The sequence below is a fragment of the Limnohabitans sp. MMS-10A-178 genome (assembly GCF_003063375.1).
Taxonomy (GTDB): domain Bacteria; phylum Pseudomonadota; class Gammaproteobacteria; order Burkholderiales; family Burkholderiaceae_C; genus Limnohabitans_A.
This window is the reverse complement of the sequence record NZ_NERY01000002.1, coordinates 391,871-407,237: the sequence shown is the minus strand read 5'-3', so window position 1 is coordinate 407,237 and position 15,367 is coordinate 391,871. Positions and strand designations below refer to the sequence as shown.

Genomic DNA, 15,367 nt, shown 5'->3' with positions numbered 1-15,367 from the left:
CCATTGCAAATCATTAGATTTGATGGTCTCAATCAGAAAGCATGATCCATTCATTTATTTCAAATGAAGATTGAAAAAATCAATCATGTGCCCTACAACCACTTTGAAGACTTCAGGGTTACGTGGTTCATAAACATCAACATGGTTTGCATTGGGAATAATGATCAGTTTTTTGGGCTCTTTTGCCTTCTCATAAAAGTGCTTTGATTCTGAAACTGCAACCATGGTGTCTTTTTCTGTATGCACAAAAAGAACGGGTCTAGGTGAAATTCGATCAACATATTGTTCAGGTGAAAACCCAGCTGCATGATCGGAATTTTCAATGGGGTAGCCTTCAGGGTATTTCTCATCGACCTTGTACATGGTCGAAATAGAGTCGCGCTCGGCGCGACCAGAAGGTGCTAACTCACCATAAGGAATGCGGCGTGATTTTCCAGTCATTACTCGCTCGATGCGATCAATCTTCTTGACCTCCTCCCAATCGAGTCTGTCGGAGTAGGTTCTGAGGTTGTAGGAGTTTCTTAGACCATCGGCAAATGACCCTACAGCCACAGCACAACGAATCGTTTCATCCAATGCGGTGGCCGCCATGCCGGTCGACCCACCATAGCTGGTTCCATAAAGTCCTATGCGGTCGGGATCGACATCAGGTCTTTGTCGCAAATAGATGACGGCGCTGTGAATGTCGGTGACTTGATCCCATGGCTTGCAGCGCAATCTGACGCCTTCGCTGTCTCCGTATCCACGGTGGTAAAACTCTAAGGCATTAAAGCCTGCAGCCGTCAACTCGCGTATGTAGCCTGGCATATAGATTTCTTTGCGACCGGTATAGCCATGAATGCAAACGATAGTAGGACTACGGCTTCCTGGTTTGGCGCCTAAAGCTGGCGTAAAGTGACCGGCTATTTTTAGACCATCTGCATAAAAATGAATAGCTTCTTGTTTGGGATGGCTTGTAGTCATGGCATTGATCCAAGTTGTTTTAGAAGATAAACATGCTAAGCAAGCGCTCGATTGAGTACAAATTATTTGATGTGATTTTGTGTATCAAGAATTTTGATGTGGTTCCTTGAGCCTGTTGCTTATCAGGTTCACTAATGTTCAGCATCAGTGAAGATAATTGGCTAATTTGAGTAATTCTTTTTAGGATGGAAACCTAAATCCAATTTAACGATCCAAAAAATGCCAATGCGGCCAACGAATTCCAGCAATGCAGAAAGCAGAGAATTGCTAAGCGTGAGTGCAACATTTCATTTTGAAAACTGTGTCCTGGATGCTGCAACCCAGACCACTCGAGGTGCTCAATTAGCCGGTGGCTTAATTTCCTTGGGCTTGCGCGAAGGTGATGTCTTGGCGGTTTTGTTGCGAAATTCCGAGTTGTTTGTTGACGTCATCCATGCTTGCCGTCAAACTGGGATCAGCTTTTGCCCAATCAACTGGCACTTTACTGCAGACGAGGTCAGTGTGCTGCTGTTGGACAGCGGCGCGAAAGCTTTGTTGGCGCATGGTGACCTTTTGGATGGCATCAGTCATGTAGTGCCACAAAGTGTTGCAGTATTGTCAGTTGGCCAAAGTCTTTCCCCAACTTCTCTGCCCTACGAAACTTGGTTAACTGCTCAGCCTGCTTACAGCGGCCCTCTGGTGTCGCCTGGCGGTCATATGGTTTACACCTCCGGAACGACTGGTCGGCCCAAGGGCGTTGTACGCGACCGTATCCCTGTAGCAGAAATTCAAGCGCGCCTAGTTCGAACCAAGCAATTGGTTGAACTGGCACTCGGAATTTCTTCCGGTTGCCGCTCCCTAGTGCCTGCACCGCTTTACCACAGTGGACCTAGTACTTTCCTTCAGAACTCCCTTCGACTTGCTGAATGTGTGGTGCTCATGCCGCACTTTGATGCGGAGCAACTGCTGGCCCTCATTGAGCGCTATCGCATTGATGTCGTGTATTTGGTACCCATCATGTACGTGAGGCTACTGCGTCTACCTGAAGTAGTGCGCAAGCGATACGACATCTCCTCTTTGCGTTTCGTGGCATCCACTGGTTCTCCTTGCGCCCCCGATGTGAAGCGATCAATGATCGAGTGGTTTGGCCCCATCATCAATGAAACCTACGCTTCAAGTGAGGCGGGCATGATCACTTCCATTAGCTCGGCTGAAGCTCTTCAGCGCCCGGGCAGTGCAGGCCGCCCAGTGTTGGATGCCAAAGTTCGTATCTTGAGCGAAGCGGGTGAACGGCTTCCTACGGGTGAGGTTGGTCTAGTTTATGTGCGGCAACCCATTTATCCTGACTTCACTTACCGACACAACGAGGCTGCGCGGCGCGCCATTGAACGCGATGGACTGATTTGTTTGGGCGACATGGGATACCTAGACGAGGATGGCTATCTTTATTTGTGTGATCGTGCATCAGACATGGTTATCTCTGGCGGCGTCAATATCTATCCTGCTGAAATAGAACACCGCTTGCTTTCATGTCCTGGTGTTGCTGATTGCGCTGTATTCGGTGTTCCAGATCCTGAGTTTGGTGAACGTTTGCATGCTGTCGTAGAGCCACTTCCAGGTGCTGCCCCCACTTTGGTAGATATGCAAGCATGGTTGCAGGCTGGGCTCGCAGCATTCAAGGTACCCCGAAGCTTTGACTTAGCGCCGTTGCCACGCGACGACTCCGGAAAAATCGCCAAGCGGCGTCTTCGCGACCAACATTGGCAAGGTCAATCACGGCGAGTTTGAGCTTTCAGTCCATGCAAGCAAATACAAACTACCCATTAAAGAAGGCAAAAAATGGACTTAAATTACTCTCAAGAAGAGACAAAGTTTCGAGAAGAAGTTCATCACTGGCTCAAATTCAATTTACCTGAAGATATTCGCCAAAAAGTGGTTAGCTATCAAGAACTGACCAAAGAAGACTACCAGCGTTGGCACAAGATTTTGGCGGCCAAGGGTTGGTCAGTGCCGCATTGGCCGGTGGAGTGGGGCGGTACAGGTTGGGACATGACCCAACGCTATATTTACGACGAAGAATTCGCATTGGCAGGCGCGCCCAGATTGCCGCCCTTTGGTCCAGCCATGTGTGCCCCCGTGCTCTTGAAGTTTGGCACGTCTGCCCAAAAAGAACAGTACTTGCCTCGCATCCGGGAGGGTGATGACTTTTGGGTGCAAGGATATTCTGAGCCAGGTGCTGGCTCTGATTTGGCGGCAGTTAAAACACGCGCTGAACGGGTTGGCGATCACTACGTGATCAATGGCCAAAAGATTTGGACCACAATGGGTCAACACGGGGACTGGATTTTTTGTCTGGTTCGCACAGACCCACTTGCCGAAAAGCGTCAAGAAGGCATCAGCTTCATCTTGATGAACATGGAAACGCCTGGCATCACTGTTCGTCCTTTGATTTTGATGGATGGCGGACACGAAGTGAATGAGATTTTTTTCGACAACGTCAAAGTACCTGTTCAGAATTTAGTTTACGAGGAAAACAAAGGATGGACTGTTGCCAAGTATTTGCTTGGTCATGAGCGAATGGGGTCCGGAAGTGTTGGCGCTAGCAGACGAGAGCTAGCTGCTTTGCGGGCATTGGCACAGCGTGAACTGAAAAACGGCAAGCCACTCATTGAAGATTTGCGTTTTAAAGACAAGATATCTCGCGTAGAGATTGAACTTGATGCACTGGAAATTACTTCAATGCGATTTTTAGATCAGATGCGACGAACAGGCCAAGCGCCAGGCGCTGATGTGTCGATGCTTAAGATTCGTGGCACCGAGATTCAGCAAATGATTACCGAGTTGGCTATGCAGGCTGCCGGCCCCCATGCGCAACCCTTTAAGTCTGTATCGCATGGATCGATTGACTCCTTCACATCGCGTTTGGCACCGCGCTACTTTAATTTTCGCAAGGCCAGCATTTATGCCGGATCGAATGAAATTCAGCGCAACATCATTGCAAAGATGAGCTTGGGCTTGTGAGGAAAATCGATGAACTTTGAACTCACACCAGAACAGAAACAATTGGCTGATTCTGTTAGCAGGTATCTCAGCAATGAATACAATTTTGAAAAGCGCAAAGCCATCATCAATTCTGAATCTGGGGTGAGTGATACTGTTTGGCAAAATTTTGCCGATATGGGGTTGACAGCCATGGCCATCGCAGAAGCCGACAATGGTTTTGGTGGTGGCGCAATGGACTTGATGGCGGTCATGGAAGCCATGGGCGAGGCGCTGGTTGTCGAGCCCTTCTTAGACAATGTCGGGTTGGCAGGGCGTCTTGTATCTCGCATGGGGTCTGATGCACAGCGTGCAAAGTTATTGCCAGGTTTGATCGATGGTTCCGAAAGACTGGCGTTTGCCTACTTGGAGCAAGGACATCGCTATCAATTGGCACCTCAGCTTACTGTTGCCAAATCCAGCGCAGGAGCTTGGGTTCTCAATGGTCGAAAGTGTCTTGTCACTGGGGCTGCTGCGGCTCGTCACTTGCTTGTTTCTGCGCTTACTCCCCAAGGCGTTACTCTCTTTATTGTCGACACCAAGGCAGCGGGCGTTGAATTGAATCCGAGTCGCACTGTAGACGGATTTCGGGTAGCTGATGTTGCATTTTCAAATGTCACATTGCATTCAGATGCGATGCTGGGTGGCGATGGCGCTGCAATGCCCTTCATAGAAGAGGCCACAGACTTTGCTACAGCCTTGTTGTGTGCAGAAGCGGTTGGCGCGATGAAAAGCGCCAACGACGCCACGCTAGATTACATGAAACAGCGCAAGCAGTTTGGTGTGCCGATTGCATCATTTCAAGCTTTGCAGCACCGAATGGTAGAGATGTACATCACAACCGAACAAGCTCGTTCAATGGCCATCTTGGCCGCCAGCAAAGTGGATGACACGACTAACTCTAAAGAACGCGCAAGAGTTGTTTCTGCGGCAAAGATCAAAATTGCAGATGCTTCGCGCCTAGTTAGCCAGGAGTCTGTGCAATTGCACGGTGGTATGGGAATGACTGAAGAGCTCAAGGTGTCGCACACCTTTCGCCGCTTAACGATGATTGCGCAGCAATTTGGGGATGCAGATCACCATTTGGAACGATACGCTGACCTGACTTGAAATTTAGACGAAGACAATATGGAAAAAAATCACTCTCTCTTTTCAAATCTGCGCTTGCCTGTAATTTGCTCGCCCATGTTCATTATCAGCCAACCGCCTTTGGTCATTGAGCAATGCAAGGCGGGTGTGGTGGGCTCAATGCCAGCGCTCAATGCAAGGCCTGCTGAACTTCTTAAAGATTGGCTTGAAGAAATTACATTGACACTGGCTGCGCACAATCGCGACTTTCCAAGTCAGCCTGCAGCGCCATTTGCCATCAATCAAATTGTGCACAAAAGTAACGATCGTTTGGCGCAAGACATGGAGATCATTGCGCATTTCAAAGTGCCCTTGGTCATTACATCTTTAGGCGCACGCGAGGAAGTCAATGAAGCAGTTCATGCCTATGGCGGCATGGTCATGCACGACATCATCAACAATACCTTTGCCAAGAAAGCCATCGACAAAGGAGCCGACGGCTTGATTGCCGTTGCAGCTGGTGCGGGTGGGCATGCGGGTACCAAGAGTCCATTTGCGCTGATGCAAGAGCTGCGCCAGTGGTTCGATGGGCCCATAGCCCTAAGTGGTTCCATTGCCAATGGCAATTCAATTTTGGCAGCTCAAGCAATGGGCGCCGATTTTGCCTACATGGGGTCTGCATTCATTGCAACCGAGGAGGCCCGAGCCAGTGACGTCTACAAGCAGGCAATCATTGATGGAACATCAGACGATGTGGTGTATTCCAATTTTTTCACTGGCGTCTATGGCAACTATTTAAAAGCCAGTATTCGAAATGCTGGTCTCGATCCAGAAAATTTGCCTGTCAATGAAGAAAAAACAATGAATTTTTCTTCAGGCCAAGCTGGTAAACCCAAGGTTTGGAAAGATATTTGGGGGAGCGGGCAGGGCATTGGTGCCATCAGTCAAGTATTGAGCACCAAGCAATTTGTTAGCAAGTTGCATGGTGAATATGTTGCGGCACGCAGGCGGCTTGGCTATGAAGTTGGTAACACTTGAAGTGGTCAGAAAAATCTGAACTTGGAAAATCGTTCCTTTTCTTGGTGCATCTGGAACGCGATTTGTTAAAGCAATAGGGCGCTCGATGGGGGCGAGATTAGTTTACTGAGTGAACACTGAAGATTACTCACTTGCAGCTAGCATTTGAAAGATCACGGGCTAGCAGGCGTTGCTGCAGATGCTGGTAGCCCAAACACCCGATCAAAGCACCATGTAAAGACGAATGTGTAGACCAAAAAGAAAATGTTCAAGCCAAGGTTGAGTGCAAAGGAGTGAAGATAACTGATCTCTAGCCACCATGCTGCAGCTGGCAGGAGTACAGCCAAAAAGCCAACTTCAAAGCCCACTGCGTGAAGAACACGCCGTCCAAAGCCGCGGCCACGCGTTGTTCTTTTTGCTTCCCATCGCTCAAAAAGGGCGTTGTATGCAAAGTTCCAACTTACCGCAAACAGAGATCCGAACACAGCCAGGGCACCTGCACGCTCGAGGCTGCTGTCACTGAAGCTAAAAAAGCCAAGCGTGCCGAATAAGAAAGCAAAGGCCTCGTAACTTGCAACGTAAGTGATCTTACGTTTTGTGCCTTGCAGGTTCATATGGGGCTAGGCAATTTGATTTGATTGTTAATGAAAGATTGGCTCATCAGGATGGCGTGTTGAGAATGGGGCTGCCTGTTTTAATCAGTTCATCCAGAATGAAAAAAGCATCTTTGCTAGAAGCTGTATAGGGGTCAAATTCGGGATGTGCCATTTGAACCAAAGGATCATCTTTAGACAAATAGACAAGCGTCATAGACCATTGGCCAAACTGCCTTTGCGAAATTTCTTCCATTGAAAGCAGTTGAACATTGTGGTGATTCCGATCTGCCATTATTTTTGAATAAAGCAAATTGACTTTAGAACGCTCGCCTTCTAAGACTTGCATCCACAAGCCAGAGCCCTGACACAAAACACCCGTGATATCTTGTTGCTTGTTATTGGCATCAGATTTTTCCAAAATGAGTGTGGTCATGGTGGTGGTAACAGGCCCCACTGGCTGGCTGACATACAAGAGGCGTACAAGCATGAGGGTTTCCTTTGGGACATCTTTCAGTAGGGAAACAGCTTATCTCATTAAAGTGAAAAATGATCGATTTAAAGAATAGATTAGGGATGCTCTAAATAGATAGATGTTTCGTGAGTTTTATTCGCGTCTTCCAATTGGCTTTTTAAGAATGAGGGTGCTAGAATTTTTTTGCGAACATATCGTTTTGCATCAGCTGTAAAGCCTGATCAGTGTTTAACTATGAGGAATCTGCCAATGAAATCGCAAACCACAAGTTCGATCCGTATGCTGGCCGTCGCCTTGACTGCGGCGGTACTTACCGCTCCGGCCACCCTTTTGGCGCAGTCCGATTACCCCAACAAGCCCATACGCCTGATCGTTCCGTTCCCAGCCGGAGGTTCAACAGACATTGTGGGCCGAGTTGTAGCGCAGAAGCTTTCAGAACGGCTGGGCCAGCAAGTTATTGTCGACAACCGAGGCGGAGCAGGCGGCACAATTGGCGCTGATGTTGCAGCCAAGGCAACACCTGACGGCTATACCATCAGCATCGGCACCACCAGCACCCATGCGGTTGCGCCGGCAGCTTACTCAAAGCTTGGCTACAACCCCATCAGAGACTTCGCACCGGTGTCCTTGGTTGCCATCACACCTTATCTGCTTGTGGTCAATCCACAGGTTAAGGCCAACAACCTGAAGGAACTTGTCGAGCTTGCCAAAGCAAACCCTGGCAAACTGAACTATGCCTCTGCTGGCAATGGCTCTACCACTCACTTGGCCATGGAGATGCTGAAAGATGTTGGGCAAGCCAACTTGCAGCATGTGCCCTACAAAGGCAATGCCCAGGCTGACTTGGCCTTGCTCGCCAATGAGGTTCAAAGCGTGTTTGGCTCAATGCCTGCGCTTTTGCAGCACACCAAGGCCGGTAAACTGCGGCCGCTCGCAGTAGGTAGTACCCAGCGCTCTCCCGCATTGCCCGATGTACCTACAGTAGCTGAGTCTGGCTATCCCGGATTTGAAGTTAGCCTGTGGCTCGGCGTATTTGCACCCGCTGGCACACCCCGTCCTATCATTGATCGACTCCACAGGGAACTTGCGGCTATTGTGCCAACAGCCGACTTCAAGCAAGCCATGGAACGCAACGGTGCCGACCCCATCAGCAACAATCCCGAGCAGTTTGCCAAATTGATTGCTGAAGAGGCTTCGCGTTACACCAAAGTCGTCAAGACCATTGGTCTCAAGCTCGACTGATTGGCAATCCAACGCTCATGAACACGCAGGAACAGGCTAGCAATACAGTTAGGGCCATGACAGGCCCTGAGAAAATCATTGCAAAAGCCTGTGGCCTGCCTAGCGTAGCGCCAGGTGATTTTGTGTTTCCCATCCCTAACATGGTGATGGTGCATGACAATGTTTTACCCAGTATCAAAAAAGCCCTCGACAGCATCGGTATTGATCAACTGGCCAACCCCGAGAAGGTCGTTTTGGTCACGGACCATGAGGTTTTGTATGGTAGCCCACGGGCTGCACTTTATGGTGCCACCAATCGACAAGCTGCAAAAGCTTGGAAGGTCGGTCATTTTTTTGATGTTGGGCGAGGTGGCCACGGGCATATTTTTCCCATGGAAATGGGGCTTGTCAGCCCTGGTCATTTTGTATTTGACAATGACCGTCACTGCACCAATGTTGGCGCTTTAGGCGCTGTAGGTTTTCGTGTTGGGCTTGAAATTTCGCGAGTCCTGGCCACCGGAACCAATTGGATCATGGTGCCACATTCCTTGCAACTTACCTTAAAAGGCAAGTTGCCACCCTATGTTCATGCTAGAGATCTAGGCACCCATATTGGCCGACTGATCAAGCTTGGCACAATTCCGTTTGATTTAGATTACAAAATCCTTGAGTTTGCAGGAGACCTTGATCAATTTAGCCTGGCTGCTCGGGTGGCGCTTTGCAGTACACCCACTGAGCTTGGCGCATACGGTGTTTTCTTCCCGCCTTCAAAAGCGGTTTTGGAGCATGCCAGCAGCGTTGCAAAATCACCTTTTAAAGCTGAATATTCCGATCCATCTGCGCACTATCAAATGCGGGCTGAAATAGATCTGGATAATTTGGAGCCACTGGTTTCCTTGCCAGGTGGTATTCAAAATGCGGTGCCCATTTCAGAGGTGGCAGGACAGCCAATAGACCATGCTTTTATCGGTTCATGTGGCTCTTCAATGTATGAGGATATCGCTGCTGCTGCCGAAGTTTTGCGCTCTCGAAAAGTTTCCTCGGGTGTCCGGCTCTTTGTTGTCCCTGGTTCTGAAGAAACATTGAAAAGACTTGCTGCTACTGATCTCATGCAAGTTTTTGTCGAAGCGGGCGCAGTGGTTTTGCCCCCAGGCTGCGGGCCCTGCAATGATGCAGTTGTAGGTCCTTTGCATTCAGGAGAGGTTTCTATCTCTACTGCCACCAACAACAACCACGGCCGCTTTGGTGCTAAAGATGCTAAGCTGTATCTTGGAAATCCTTTGACAGTTGCGGCCTCTTCTGTGGCGGGTTCAATCATTGACCCACGCCATCTTTAATTACCAATGCTAGGAGTCATTCCATGTTTCTTCGGTTTATCGTCGCCTTGTTTTGTTTGCTGAGCTTTTCTGCTCAAGCTCAATACCCCGATCGTCCCATCCGCATCATCGTGCCATTTCCGGCTGGCGATGGTTTAGACATACAAGCCAGAACCATTGGTCAAAAGCTTTCTGAACGCCTGGGCCAACCCGTCATCATTGACAACAAGCCTGGTGCAGGAACTCTCATTGGCGTTGAAGCGGCAGCCAAGTCGCCCGGTGACGGCTACACCATTTTGCTGGTGACCACCACTTACGCAATCAACCCCGCTTTGCGCGATAAAGTGCCTTACGACCCTATCAAAGATTTTGTGCCACTCATCCAAACTACGGCCATTCCGCTGGTCGTGGTTTCTTCCAATGGCTTTGCTCCCAAAAACTTTACGGAAGTAATGGCCTTGGCCAAGCAAAAACCTGGTGAAGTCACTATGGGCAATTCAGGCATGGGTACTGCTGCGCACATTGGCATGGAATTGTTGAACAGCGCCGCAGGCATCAAGTTCACCCATGTGCCCTACAAAGGCATACCCCCAGCCATGACAGACCTCATCAGTGGACGCCTGCAACTTTTGTGCACTTCGCCTGCACAAGTGATGAGCACCATTCGCGATGGAAAGATCAAAGCGGTATTCGTAACAAGCGCTAAGCGCATGGCCCAACTGCCCAATGTACCGACCATTCAAGAGTCTGGTGTACCTGGTTTTGATGTCAACGCTTGGGTAGGTTTGATGATGCCAGCAGGCACACCAGATGCCATTGTGCAGCGTTTGAACAAGGAAATTGCAGCCATCATCACTAGCCCAGAAATCAAAACACGTTTGAGCAATGACGGCTCTGAAGTTGTTGCGAGCACGCCAGAAGCTTTTGCGGGTCATATTCGCCGCGAACTTGACAAATGGGGCACCGTCATTCGCAATGCCGGTATCAAGGCAGAATAATCTTGCAAGAGTTTGCTTGGTCAATGAGGGGGCGCTGTTGGCATTTTGGCCATGACATCCCCCACATGGGTGGCGTTGTGCCCATGCGCATCGTCTCAGAAATGCGCACAGATCCCAAATACATTGTTGAGCATTTGTTTGAGGGTGTCATTCCTGACTTTCACAAACTTTGCCGTCCTGGCGATCTTGTCGTAACCGGTCGCAACTTTGGCATGGGCGCCAAGATGCAAGGCTATATTGCGATGAAAGCTTTGGGTCTTGGTCTTGTATGCGAATCCATGTCTTTTTTGGCCTATCGAGAAGCCATTGGTATTGGATTGCCTGTCCTAACGGGATGCAAGGAAATTTCAAGCGCCTGCCAGCAAGGTGACGAGCTGAGTGTTGATTTTCAAACTGGCGTGTGTTCCAACATCACCCAGAAGCGTGAATACCAATTTGAACCCGTACCCTTGGCTTTGCAAGATGTCTTATCTAGTGGTGGCACCACAGCTTGGCTGAATCAATGGTGGCAGCAAAAGAAAGCCAATTTACAAAACGCATGATGGAGAAACTATGAATGCCATAGAAGAGCGACTCAAGGCAATGGGCTATTCATTGCCGCCAGCTTTTGTGTTTCCCAAAAAGAATCGGCGTGGCTGTGTTCGAGTCGACAACATGCTGTATCTGTCAGGGCACGGCTTAGATTTGCCCTTGCTTGAAGGCGTGAGGCAAACGGGACGCTTTGGTGAAAACATCACTGAAGCCGAAGGCTATGCAACGGCACGTGCGGTGATGTTGACCATACTGGCTACGGTCAAAGCTGAAGTCGGCTCCTTAGACCGTGTTAAACAGATTGTTCGTATATTTGGTATGTGCAATGCAAGCCCTCAATTTACGGCCATGCCGCAAGTGATTGATGGTGCCTCCGACCTGCTCTTTGAACTATTTGGTCCTGAAGCGGGTTGCCACGCCCGTTCTGCCGTTGGCATGTCGACATTGCCCCGCGGCATGGCCGTGGAAATCAATGGAGAGATTGAAGTCTGGCCAGAATAAATAAACAGCATTATTTGGCTGTCAGCGTTTTCACGACTTTTTTCGTTAAATTGTCATATATTTCTATTAGAGTTGAATTATGGAAGAGAAATTCGTCATCAAAGCGCTGGCTGCTTTGGCACAGATCAACCGACTTCAAATTTTCAGGGTGTTGGTTGTGAGGGGCAGTGAGGGTATGACGCCGGCACTAATTGCTGAGCAATTGGGTATGCCTGCAAACACACTTTCATTTCATTTGAAAGAGCTGATGAATGCCGACCTGATTTCTCAGGAACGTAGCGGCCGCAATCTGATTTATCGAGCTCAGTTCGATCGCATGAATGCGGTCCTTGCGTTTCTATCCCAAAACTGTTGCCAAGGGGAGTCTTGCGAAGTGAACTCAGAGGCAATTTGTAAAACCTGTTAACCACAAGGAAACTAAAGAGACTGATACAAAACCCTTGAACGTACTTTTTCTTTGTACTCACAACTCTGCTCGAAGCATTTTGGCTGAGGCAATGCTCAACCATTTGAGTCATGGAAAATTCAAAGCCTATTCAGCTGGTAGTAGCCCTAGAGAAAATCAAAAACCCAACCCTTTGGCCATTGTGACTTTGCAAAATGCGGGTATTTCAACAGAAGGTTTGAGCAGCAAAAGCTGGGATGTTTTTGCAGAACCCAACGCGCCTCAAATGGACTTGGTCATCACTGTTTGCGATAACGCTGCTGGTGAAGTTTGCCCCTATTGGCCAGGTCAGCCCGCTACAGCGCATTGGGGCTATGCCGATCCTTCAGAAGGGACTGGCAGTGATACAGAAAAGTTAGAAGCTTTCAAGCAAACGCTGTATCAAATCAAAAGACGTCTTGAAATTTTCACGAACTTGCCATCTTCCAGTCTAAACAAAATAGCCTTAGAACATACGGCACGAGAGCTTGCTGACAAATGATTCACTGGAAAAGGTATCTCTCTGAGTTTGTGGGAACAGCAGCACTGTTTTGCACCGTCATTGGCTCTGGCATCATGGCCGAGCAATTGGCGGGTGGCAATGTGGCTGTGGCGCTTTTAGCAAATACGCTTGCCACAGTCTTCGCCCTCTACGTATTGATAGAAACACTCGGCCCCGTGAGCGGCGCTCATTTCAATCCTGTGGTGTCACTCGTGATGGCTTATCGCAAAGACTTAGCGCGGCATCATTTATTTGGCTATGTGCTAGCTCAACTTGCGGGTGCTGCTGTGGGCGCTTGGGTTGCTCATGCTATGTTTGAATTGGAAATACTACAGTGGTCCACAAAAGTCAGAACGGGCCCATCTCAGTGGCTGGCTGAGGCAGTTGCAACTGCTGGATTACTTTTTGTAATTTTGCGTTCCCCTGAAGGCAAGGCTTCTTCTTTGGTGGCTTGCTACATTGGTGCCGCCTATTGGTTCACGGCAAGTACTTCTTTTGCCAATCCTGCAGCGGCTTTTGGTCGGATGTTTACAGATACATTTGCGGGTATTTCACCCGCAGATGTTCCTGCATTTATCGTGGCTCAGATTGTGGGCGGATTCATTGGGTTGATGCTTCATTCTTTATTGAACTCAGAGCATCAACGCAGTCACTGAGAATGAATATGGCATTCCTTTCTAAGACTACTGAAAAACTGAGCAATTTGGATGAAAGTTGTTTCAAGGTCCCTCAGCAATCTTTGTTAGTTTCGCAACAGCCCTCAACCCATCCACCAAGAATTTTGATGTTGTATGGTTCTTTGCGTGAGCGTTCCTACAGCAAGTTATTGACGCTAGAAGCTGCAAGATTGCTGGAGGCAATGGGTGCAGAGGTGAAAGTGTTTGATCCTTTGCATCTACCCCAACCTGATGCTGCTCCTGATTCTCATCCCAAGGTGAAAGAGTTGCGTGATTTAGCTGCGTGGTCTGAAGGTATGGTTTGGAGTTCGCCAGAACGTCATGGCGCTATGACTGGCATCATGAAAAGTCAAATTGACTGGATTCCTTTGTCAGTTGGTGCAGTCCGTCCTACGCAGGGAAAAACTTTGGCTTTGATGCAAGTCAGTGGAGGGTCGCAATCATTCAATGCGGTCAATCAAATGCGAATCCTAGGCCGATGGATGAGGATGCTCACGATTCCTAACCAAAGCTCGGTGGCCAAAGCTTTTTTAGAGTTCGAAGAAGATGGTCGTATGAAGTCATCAGCTTATTACGACAGAGTAGTGGATGTCATGGAAGAATTATTGAAGTTCACACTTTTGACTCGCGATATCGCATCGCATTTAGTCGATCGATACAGTGAACGCAAAGAGCCGGCTTGAACTGCCGACTCATCAAGTTTGATTGGCTGCCTGCTCCAGAGTTTTCTCTCTGGCACGCAAAATTAGCAAGGCCAAAACACCGCTCGCAATGAGCCACATGGAAACATGGATGGCTTTTTGAGAGATGGCATAGGTAATGCTTGAGTAGGTGAGCCAGGCACAGACTGCGCAAAAAATCAAAGGCAGTATGGGGTAAAGCGGTACCTTGAAAGGGCGAGTAGCTTGGGCATCTTTTTGCCTTAGCCAAATCACTGACAGCCCAACCATGAACAAGAAGCCCCAGAAAACAGGCGCGGTAAATTCAACCATGGCAGAAAAGCCGTCGGCCTCTTGAGTGCCCAAAGCAATCAGGCCGATGCTGATGATGGCTTGCATCAGCAAGGCTGGTTTGGGGCTGCCAATGTCCATTTGCCATTGGCCTAATTTGCGCAAAGCTTTCCAGTCAGTGCCAACAGCAAAGTTTGTTCGAGCGCCAACAAACATGGTGGCGTTGATGCTGGTTAGAGCGGCGATGGCCACGAATAAACCTAAAGATTTTTGTGCGAAAGGACCGAAGGCAATACCCAACAAGTCGCCTGCTGCAGTTTTGCTTTGGCTTAAGCCACTCAAGCCAAGGCCCAATAGCAAGGCCGTGTTGACCAAAAGATAAATGACTGTGAGGGTGACCATGCTGGCCAAGATAACCCAGACCATGGTGCGTGGTCCGCCCTTTAATTCTGCCGAAATGTAGGCCGACTCATTCCAGCCGCCAAAGGTTAGCAAAACGAAAACCAGGCACAGGCCCCACTGTGCAGGCGCAGGCGCTTGGGCAAACCATTGGATGGCGCCAGAAGAGGGCGCATCGACCCAAAATCCTGCCACAACCACTGCCAACAAGCCAACAATTTCAGTCACGGTTAACCAAGTTTGCATTCTCGAAGATGCGTGAATGCCGGCAAGGTTGACGGCGGTTAAGAAAACCACAATGAGCAGTGCCCAGATAGCACTTGAGTAAGCGCCTAGGTTCACCAAAGTGCTCATGTAATCGCCAAAAACAAAGGCCAGCAGAGCAATAGAGCCTGTGTTGATGATCGTGGCGCGAGACCAACCGTAAATGAAAGAAATGTTGCGGCCAAATGCCCTGTGCAGGAAGTGATAGTCACCCCCTGCATTGGGGTAAGTTGTGCAGAGTTCTGCATAACACAGCGCGCCCACAATGGAGATCAGAGCGCCAGCGAGCCACAAAACCAGTGCCCAACCTGCATCTCCGCTAATGCCTGCAACCAGCGAGGGGGTTTTGAAAATGCCGGCGCCAATCACGATGCCCACAATGAGCGCTATGGCTGAAAGAGGGTGTAGCAGACGGAGCAACTTGTCAGGGGCAGAGCTATCAGGATTCAT

Annotated in this window: 17 protein-coding genes; 13 read left to right on the top strand and 4 right to left on the bottom strand. The window is 49.1% G+C overall.

What is annotated here, in order from left to right:
* Positions 1-54: 54 nt before the first annotated feature.
* Positions 55-963, bottom strand: a complete 909-nt coding sequence (locus B9Z32_RS10845; protein ID WP_108421432.1) for an alpha/beta hydrolase — start codon at positions 961-963, stop codon at positions 55-57.
* 273 nt (positions 964-1,236) lie between these two features.
* Between B9Z32_RS10845 and B9Z32_RS10840 the strand changes: the two genes are divergently transcribed.
* Genes B9Z32_RS10840 through B9Z32_RS10825 form a run of 4 tightly spaced genes read left to right on the top strand, consistent with a single transcriptional unit; the run spans position 1,237 to position 6,087 of the window.
* Positions 1,237-2,730, top strand: a complete 1,494-nt coding sequence (locus B9Z32_RS10840) for an AMP-binding protein (protein WP_233248251.1) — start codon at positions 1,237-1,239, stop codon at positions 2,728-2,730.
* Between the two features lie 51 nt (positions 2,731-2,781).
* Entirely contained in the window at positions 2,782-3,963 is a 1,182-nt protein-coding gene (locus B9Z32_RS10835) for an acyl-CoA dehydrogenase family protein (protein WP_108421431.1), read from the top strand.
* A gap of 9 nt (positions 3,964-3,972) precedes the next feature.
* Positions 3,973-5,091: an acyl-CoA dehydrogenase family protein gene (locus tag B9Z32_RS10830; RefSeq protein WP_108421430.1), complete on the top strand. Its 1,119-nt coding sequence runs from the start codon at positions 3,973-3,975 to the stop codon at positions 5,089-5,091.
* 18 nt (positions 5,092-5,109) lie between these two features.
* Positions 5,110-6,087: a nitronate monooxygenase family protein gene (locus tag B9Z32_RS10825; protein WP_108421429.1), complete on the top strand. Its 978-nt coding sequence runs from the start codon at positions 5,110-5,112 to the stop codon at positions 6,085-6,087.
* A 152-nt stretch (positions 6,088-6,239) separates the two neighbouring features.
* Here the strand turns inward: B9Z32_RS10825 and B9Z32_RS10820 are convergent, their stop codons facing one another.
* Together B9Z32_RS10820 and B9Z32_RS10815 are read right to left on the bottom strand one after the other, a co-directional pair.
* A complete protein-coding gene (locus B9Z32_RS10820) occupies positions 6,240-6,680 on the bottom strand; it encodes a PACE efflux transporter (RefSeq protein ID WP_369909925.1) in 441 nt (146 codons plus the stop codon).
* A gap of 46 nt (positions 6,681-6,726) precedes the next feature.
* Positions 6,727-7,149 (bottom strand): BLUF domain-containing protein, encoded by a 423-nt coding sequence (locus B9Z32_RS10815; protein ID WP_108421428.1) that lies wholly within the window; start codon positions 7,147-7,149, stop codon positions 6,727-6,729.
* Between the two features lie 234 nt (positions 7,150-7,383).
* On the opposite strand from B9Z32_RS10815, the gene B9Z32_RS10810 reads away from it, so the two are divergent.
* The 9 genes from B9Z32_RS10810 (at position 7,384) to arsH (ending at position 13,987) form a co-directional block, all read left to right on the top strand.
* The gene (locus tag B9Z32_RS10810; RefSeq protein ID WP_233248249.1) at positions 7,384-8,376 is read left to right on the top strand and encodes a tripartite tricarboxylate transporter substrate binding protein; all 993 of its coding nucleotides are present in this window, start codon (positions 7,384-7,386) and stop codon (positions 8,374-8,376) included.
* A gap of 17 nt (positions 8,377-8,393) precedes the next feature.
* Positions 8,394-9,692: an aconitase family protein gene (locus B9Z32_RS10805; protein WP_108421427.1), complete on the top strand. Its 1,299-nt coding sequence runs from the start codon at positions 8,394-8,396 to the stop codon at positions 9,690-9,692.
* A 23-nt stretch (positions 9,693-9,715) separates the two neighbouring features.
* Complete coding sequence (locus tag B9Z32_RS10800; RefSeq protein WP_108421426.1) at positions 9,716-10,669, top strand: tripartite tricarboxylate transporter substrate binding protein; 954 nt, start codon at positions 9,716-9,718, stop codon at positions 10,667-10,669.
* Between the two features lie 65 nt (positions 10,670-10,734).
* On the top strand, positions 10,735-11,211 hold the full coding sequence (locus B9Z32_RS10795) for a 3-isopropylmalate dehydratase small subunit (protein WP_108421425.1): 477 nt from the start codon (positions 10,735-10,737) through the stop codon (positions 11,209-11,211).
* A gap of 10 nt (positions 11,212-11,221) precedes the next feature.
* Positions 11,222-11,701, top strand: coding sequence for a RidA family protein (locus B9Z32_RS10790; protein WP_108421424.1), 480 nt, complete (start codon positions 11,222-11,224; stop codon positions 11,699-11,701).
* Positions 11,702-11,780: 79 nt separating this feature from the next.
* Positions 11,781-12,107, top strand: a complete 327-nt coding sequence (locus B9Z32_RS10785) for a helix-turn-helix transcriptional regulator (RefSeq protein ID WP_108421423.1) — start codon at positions 11,781-11,783, stop codon at positions 12,105-12,107.
* Positions 12,108-12,141: 34 nt separating this feature from the next.
* On the top strand, positions 12,142-12,627 hold the full coding sequence (locus tag B9Z32_RS10780) for an arsenate reductase ArsC (protein ID WP_108421422.1): 486 nt from the start codon (positions 12,142-12,144) through the stop codon (positions 12,625-12,627).
* Complete coding sequence (locus B9Z32_RS10775; RefSeq protein ID WP_108421421.1) at positions 12,624-13,283, top strand: MIP/aquaporin family protein; 660 nt, start codon at positions 12,624-12,626, stop codon at positions 13,281-13,283. Before B9Z32_RS10780 ends, B9Z32_RS10775 begins: the two co-directional genes overlap by 4 nt.
* A gap of 8 nt (positions 13,284-13,291) precedes the next feature.
* Positions 13,292-13,987 (top strand): arsenical resistance protein ArsH, encoded by a 696-nt coding sequence (gene arsH, locus B9Z32_RS10770; RefSeq protein ID WP_369909923.1) that lies wholly within the window; start codon positions 13,292-13,294, stop codon positions 13,985-13,987.
* Between the two features lie 12 nt (positions 13,988-13,999).
* Here arsH and B9Z32_RS10765 read toward each other — a convergent pair whose 3' ends face one another.
* A complete protein-coding gene (locus B9Z32_RS10765; RefSeq protein WP_108421419.1) occupies positions 14,000-15,367 on the bottom strand; it encodes an APC family permease in 1,368 nt (455 codons plus the stop codon).

Excerpts from the sequence above, each read along its gene's own strand:
- B9Z32_RS10845 (WP_108421432.1), bottom strand. The coding sequence starts at position 963 with ATGACTACAAGCCATCCCAAACAAGAAGCTATTCATTTTTATGCAGAT.
- B9Z32_RS10835 (WP_108421431.1), top strand. The coding sequence starts at position 2,782 with ATGGACTTAAATTACTCTCAAGAAGAGACAAAGTTTCGAGAAGAAGTT.
- B9Z32_RS10830 (WP_108421430.1), top strand. The coding sequence starts at position 3,973 with ATGAACTTTGAACTCACACCAGAACAGAAACAATTGGCTGATTCTGTT.
- B9Z32_RS10825 (WP_108421429.1), top strand. The coding sequence starts at position 5,110 with ATGGAAAAAAATCACTCTCTCTTTTCAAATCTGCGCTTGCCTGTAATT.
- B9Z32_RS10820 (WP_369909925.1), bottom strand. The coding sequence starts at position 6,680 with ATGAACCTGCAAGGCACAAAACGTAAGATCACTTACGTTGCAAGTTAC.
- B9Z32_RS10815 (WP_108421428.1), bottom strand. The coding sequence starts at position 7,149 with ATGCTTGTACGCCTCTTGTATGTCAGCCAGCCAGTGGGGCCTGTTACC.
- B9Z32_RS10810 (WP_233248249.1), top strand. The coding sequence starts at position 7,384 with ATGAAATCGCAAACCACAAGTTCGATCCGTATGCTGGCCGTCGCCTTG.
- B9Z32_RS10805 (WP_108421427.1), top strand. The coding sequence starts at position 8,394 with ATGAACACGCAGGAACAGGCTAGCAATACAGTTAGGGCCATGACAGGC.
- B9Z32_RS10800 (WP_108421426.1), top strand. The coding sequence starts at position 9,716 with ATGTTTCTTCGGTTTATCGTCGCCTTGTTTTGTTTGCTGAGCTTTTCT.
- B9Z32_RS10795 (WP_108421425.1), top strand. The coding sequence starts at position 10,735 with ATGGGTGGCGTTGTGCCCATGCGCATCGTCTCAGAAATGCGCACAGAT.
- B9Z32_RS10790 (WP_108421424.1), top strand. The coding sequence starts at position 11,222 with ATGAATGCCATAGAAGAGCGACTCAAGGCAATGGGCTATTCATTGCCG.
- B9Z32_RS10785 (WP_108421423.1), top strand. The coding sequence starts at position 11,781 with ATGGAAGAGAAATTCGTCATCAAAGCGCTGGCTGCTTTGGCACAGATC.
- B9Z32_RS10775 (WP_108421421.1), top strand. The coding sequence starts at position 12,624 with ATGATTCACTGGAAAAGGTATCTCTCTGAGTTTGTGGGAACAGCAGCA.
- arsH (WP_369909923.1), top strand. The coding sequence starts at position 13,292 with ATGGCATTCCTTTCTAAGACTACTGAAAAACTGAGCAATTTGGATGAA.
- B9Z32_RS10765 (WP_108421419.1), bottom strand. The coding sequence starts at position 15,367 with ATGAATCCTGATAGCTCTGCCCCTGACAAGTTGCTCCGTCTGCTACAC.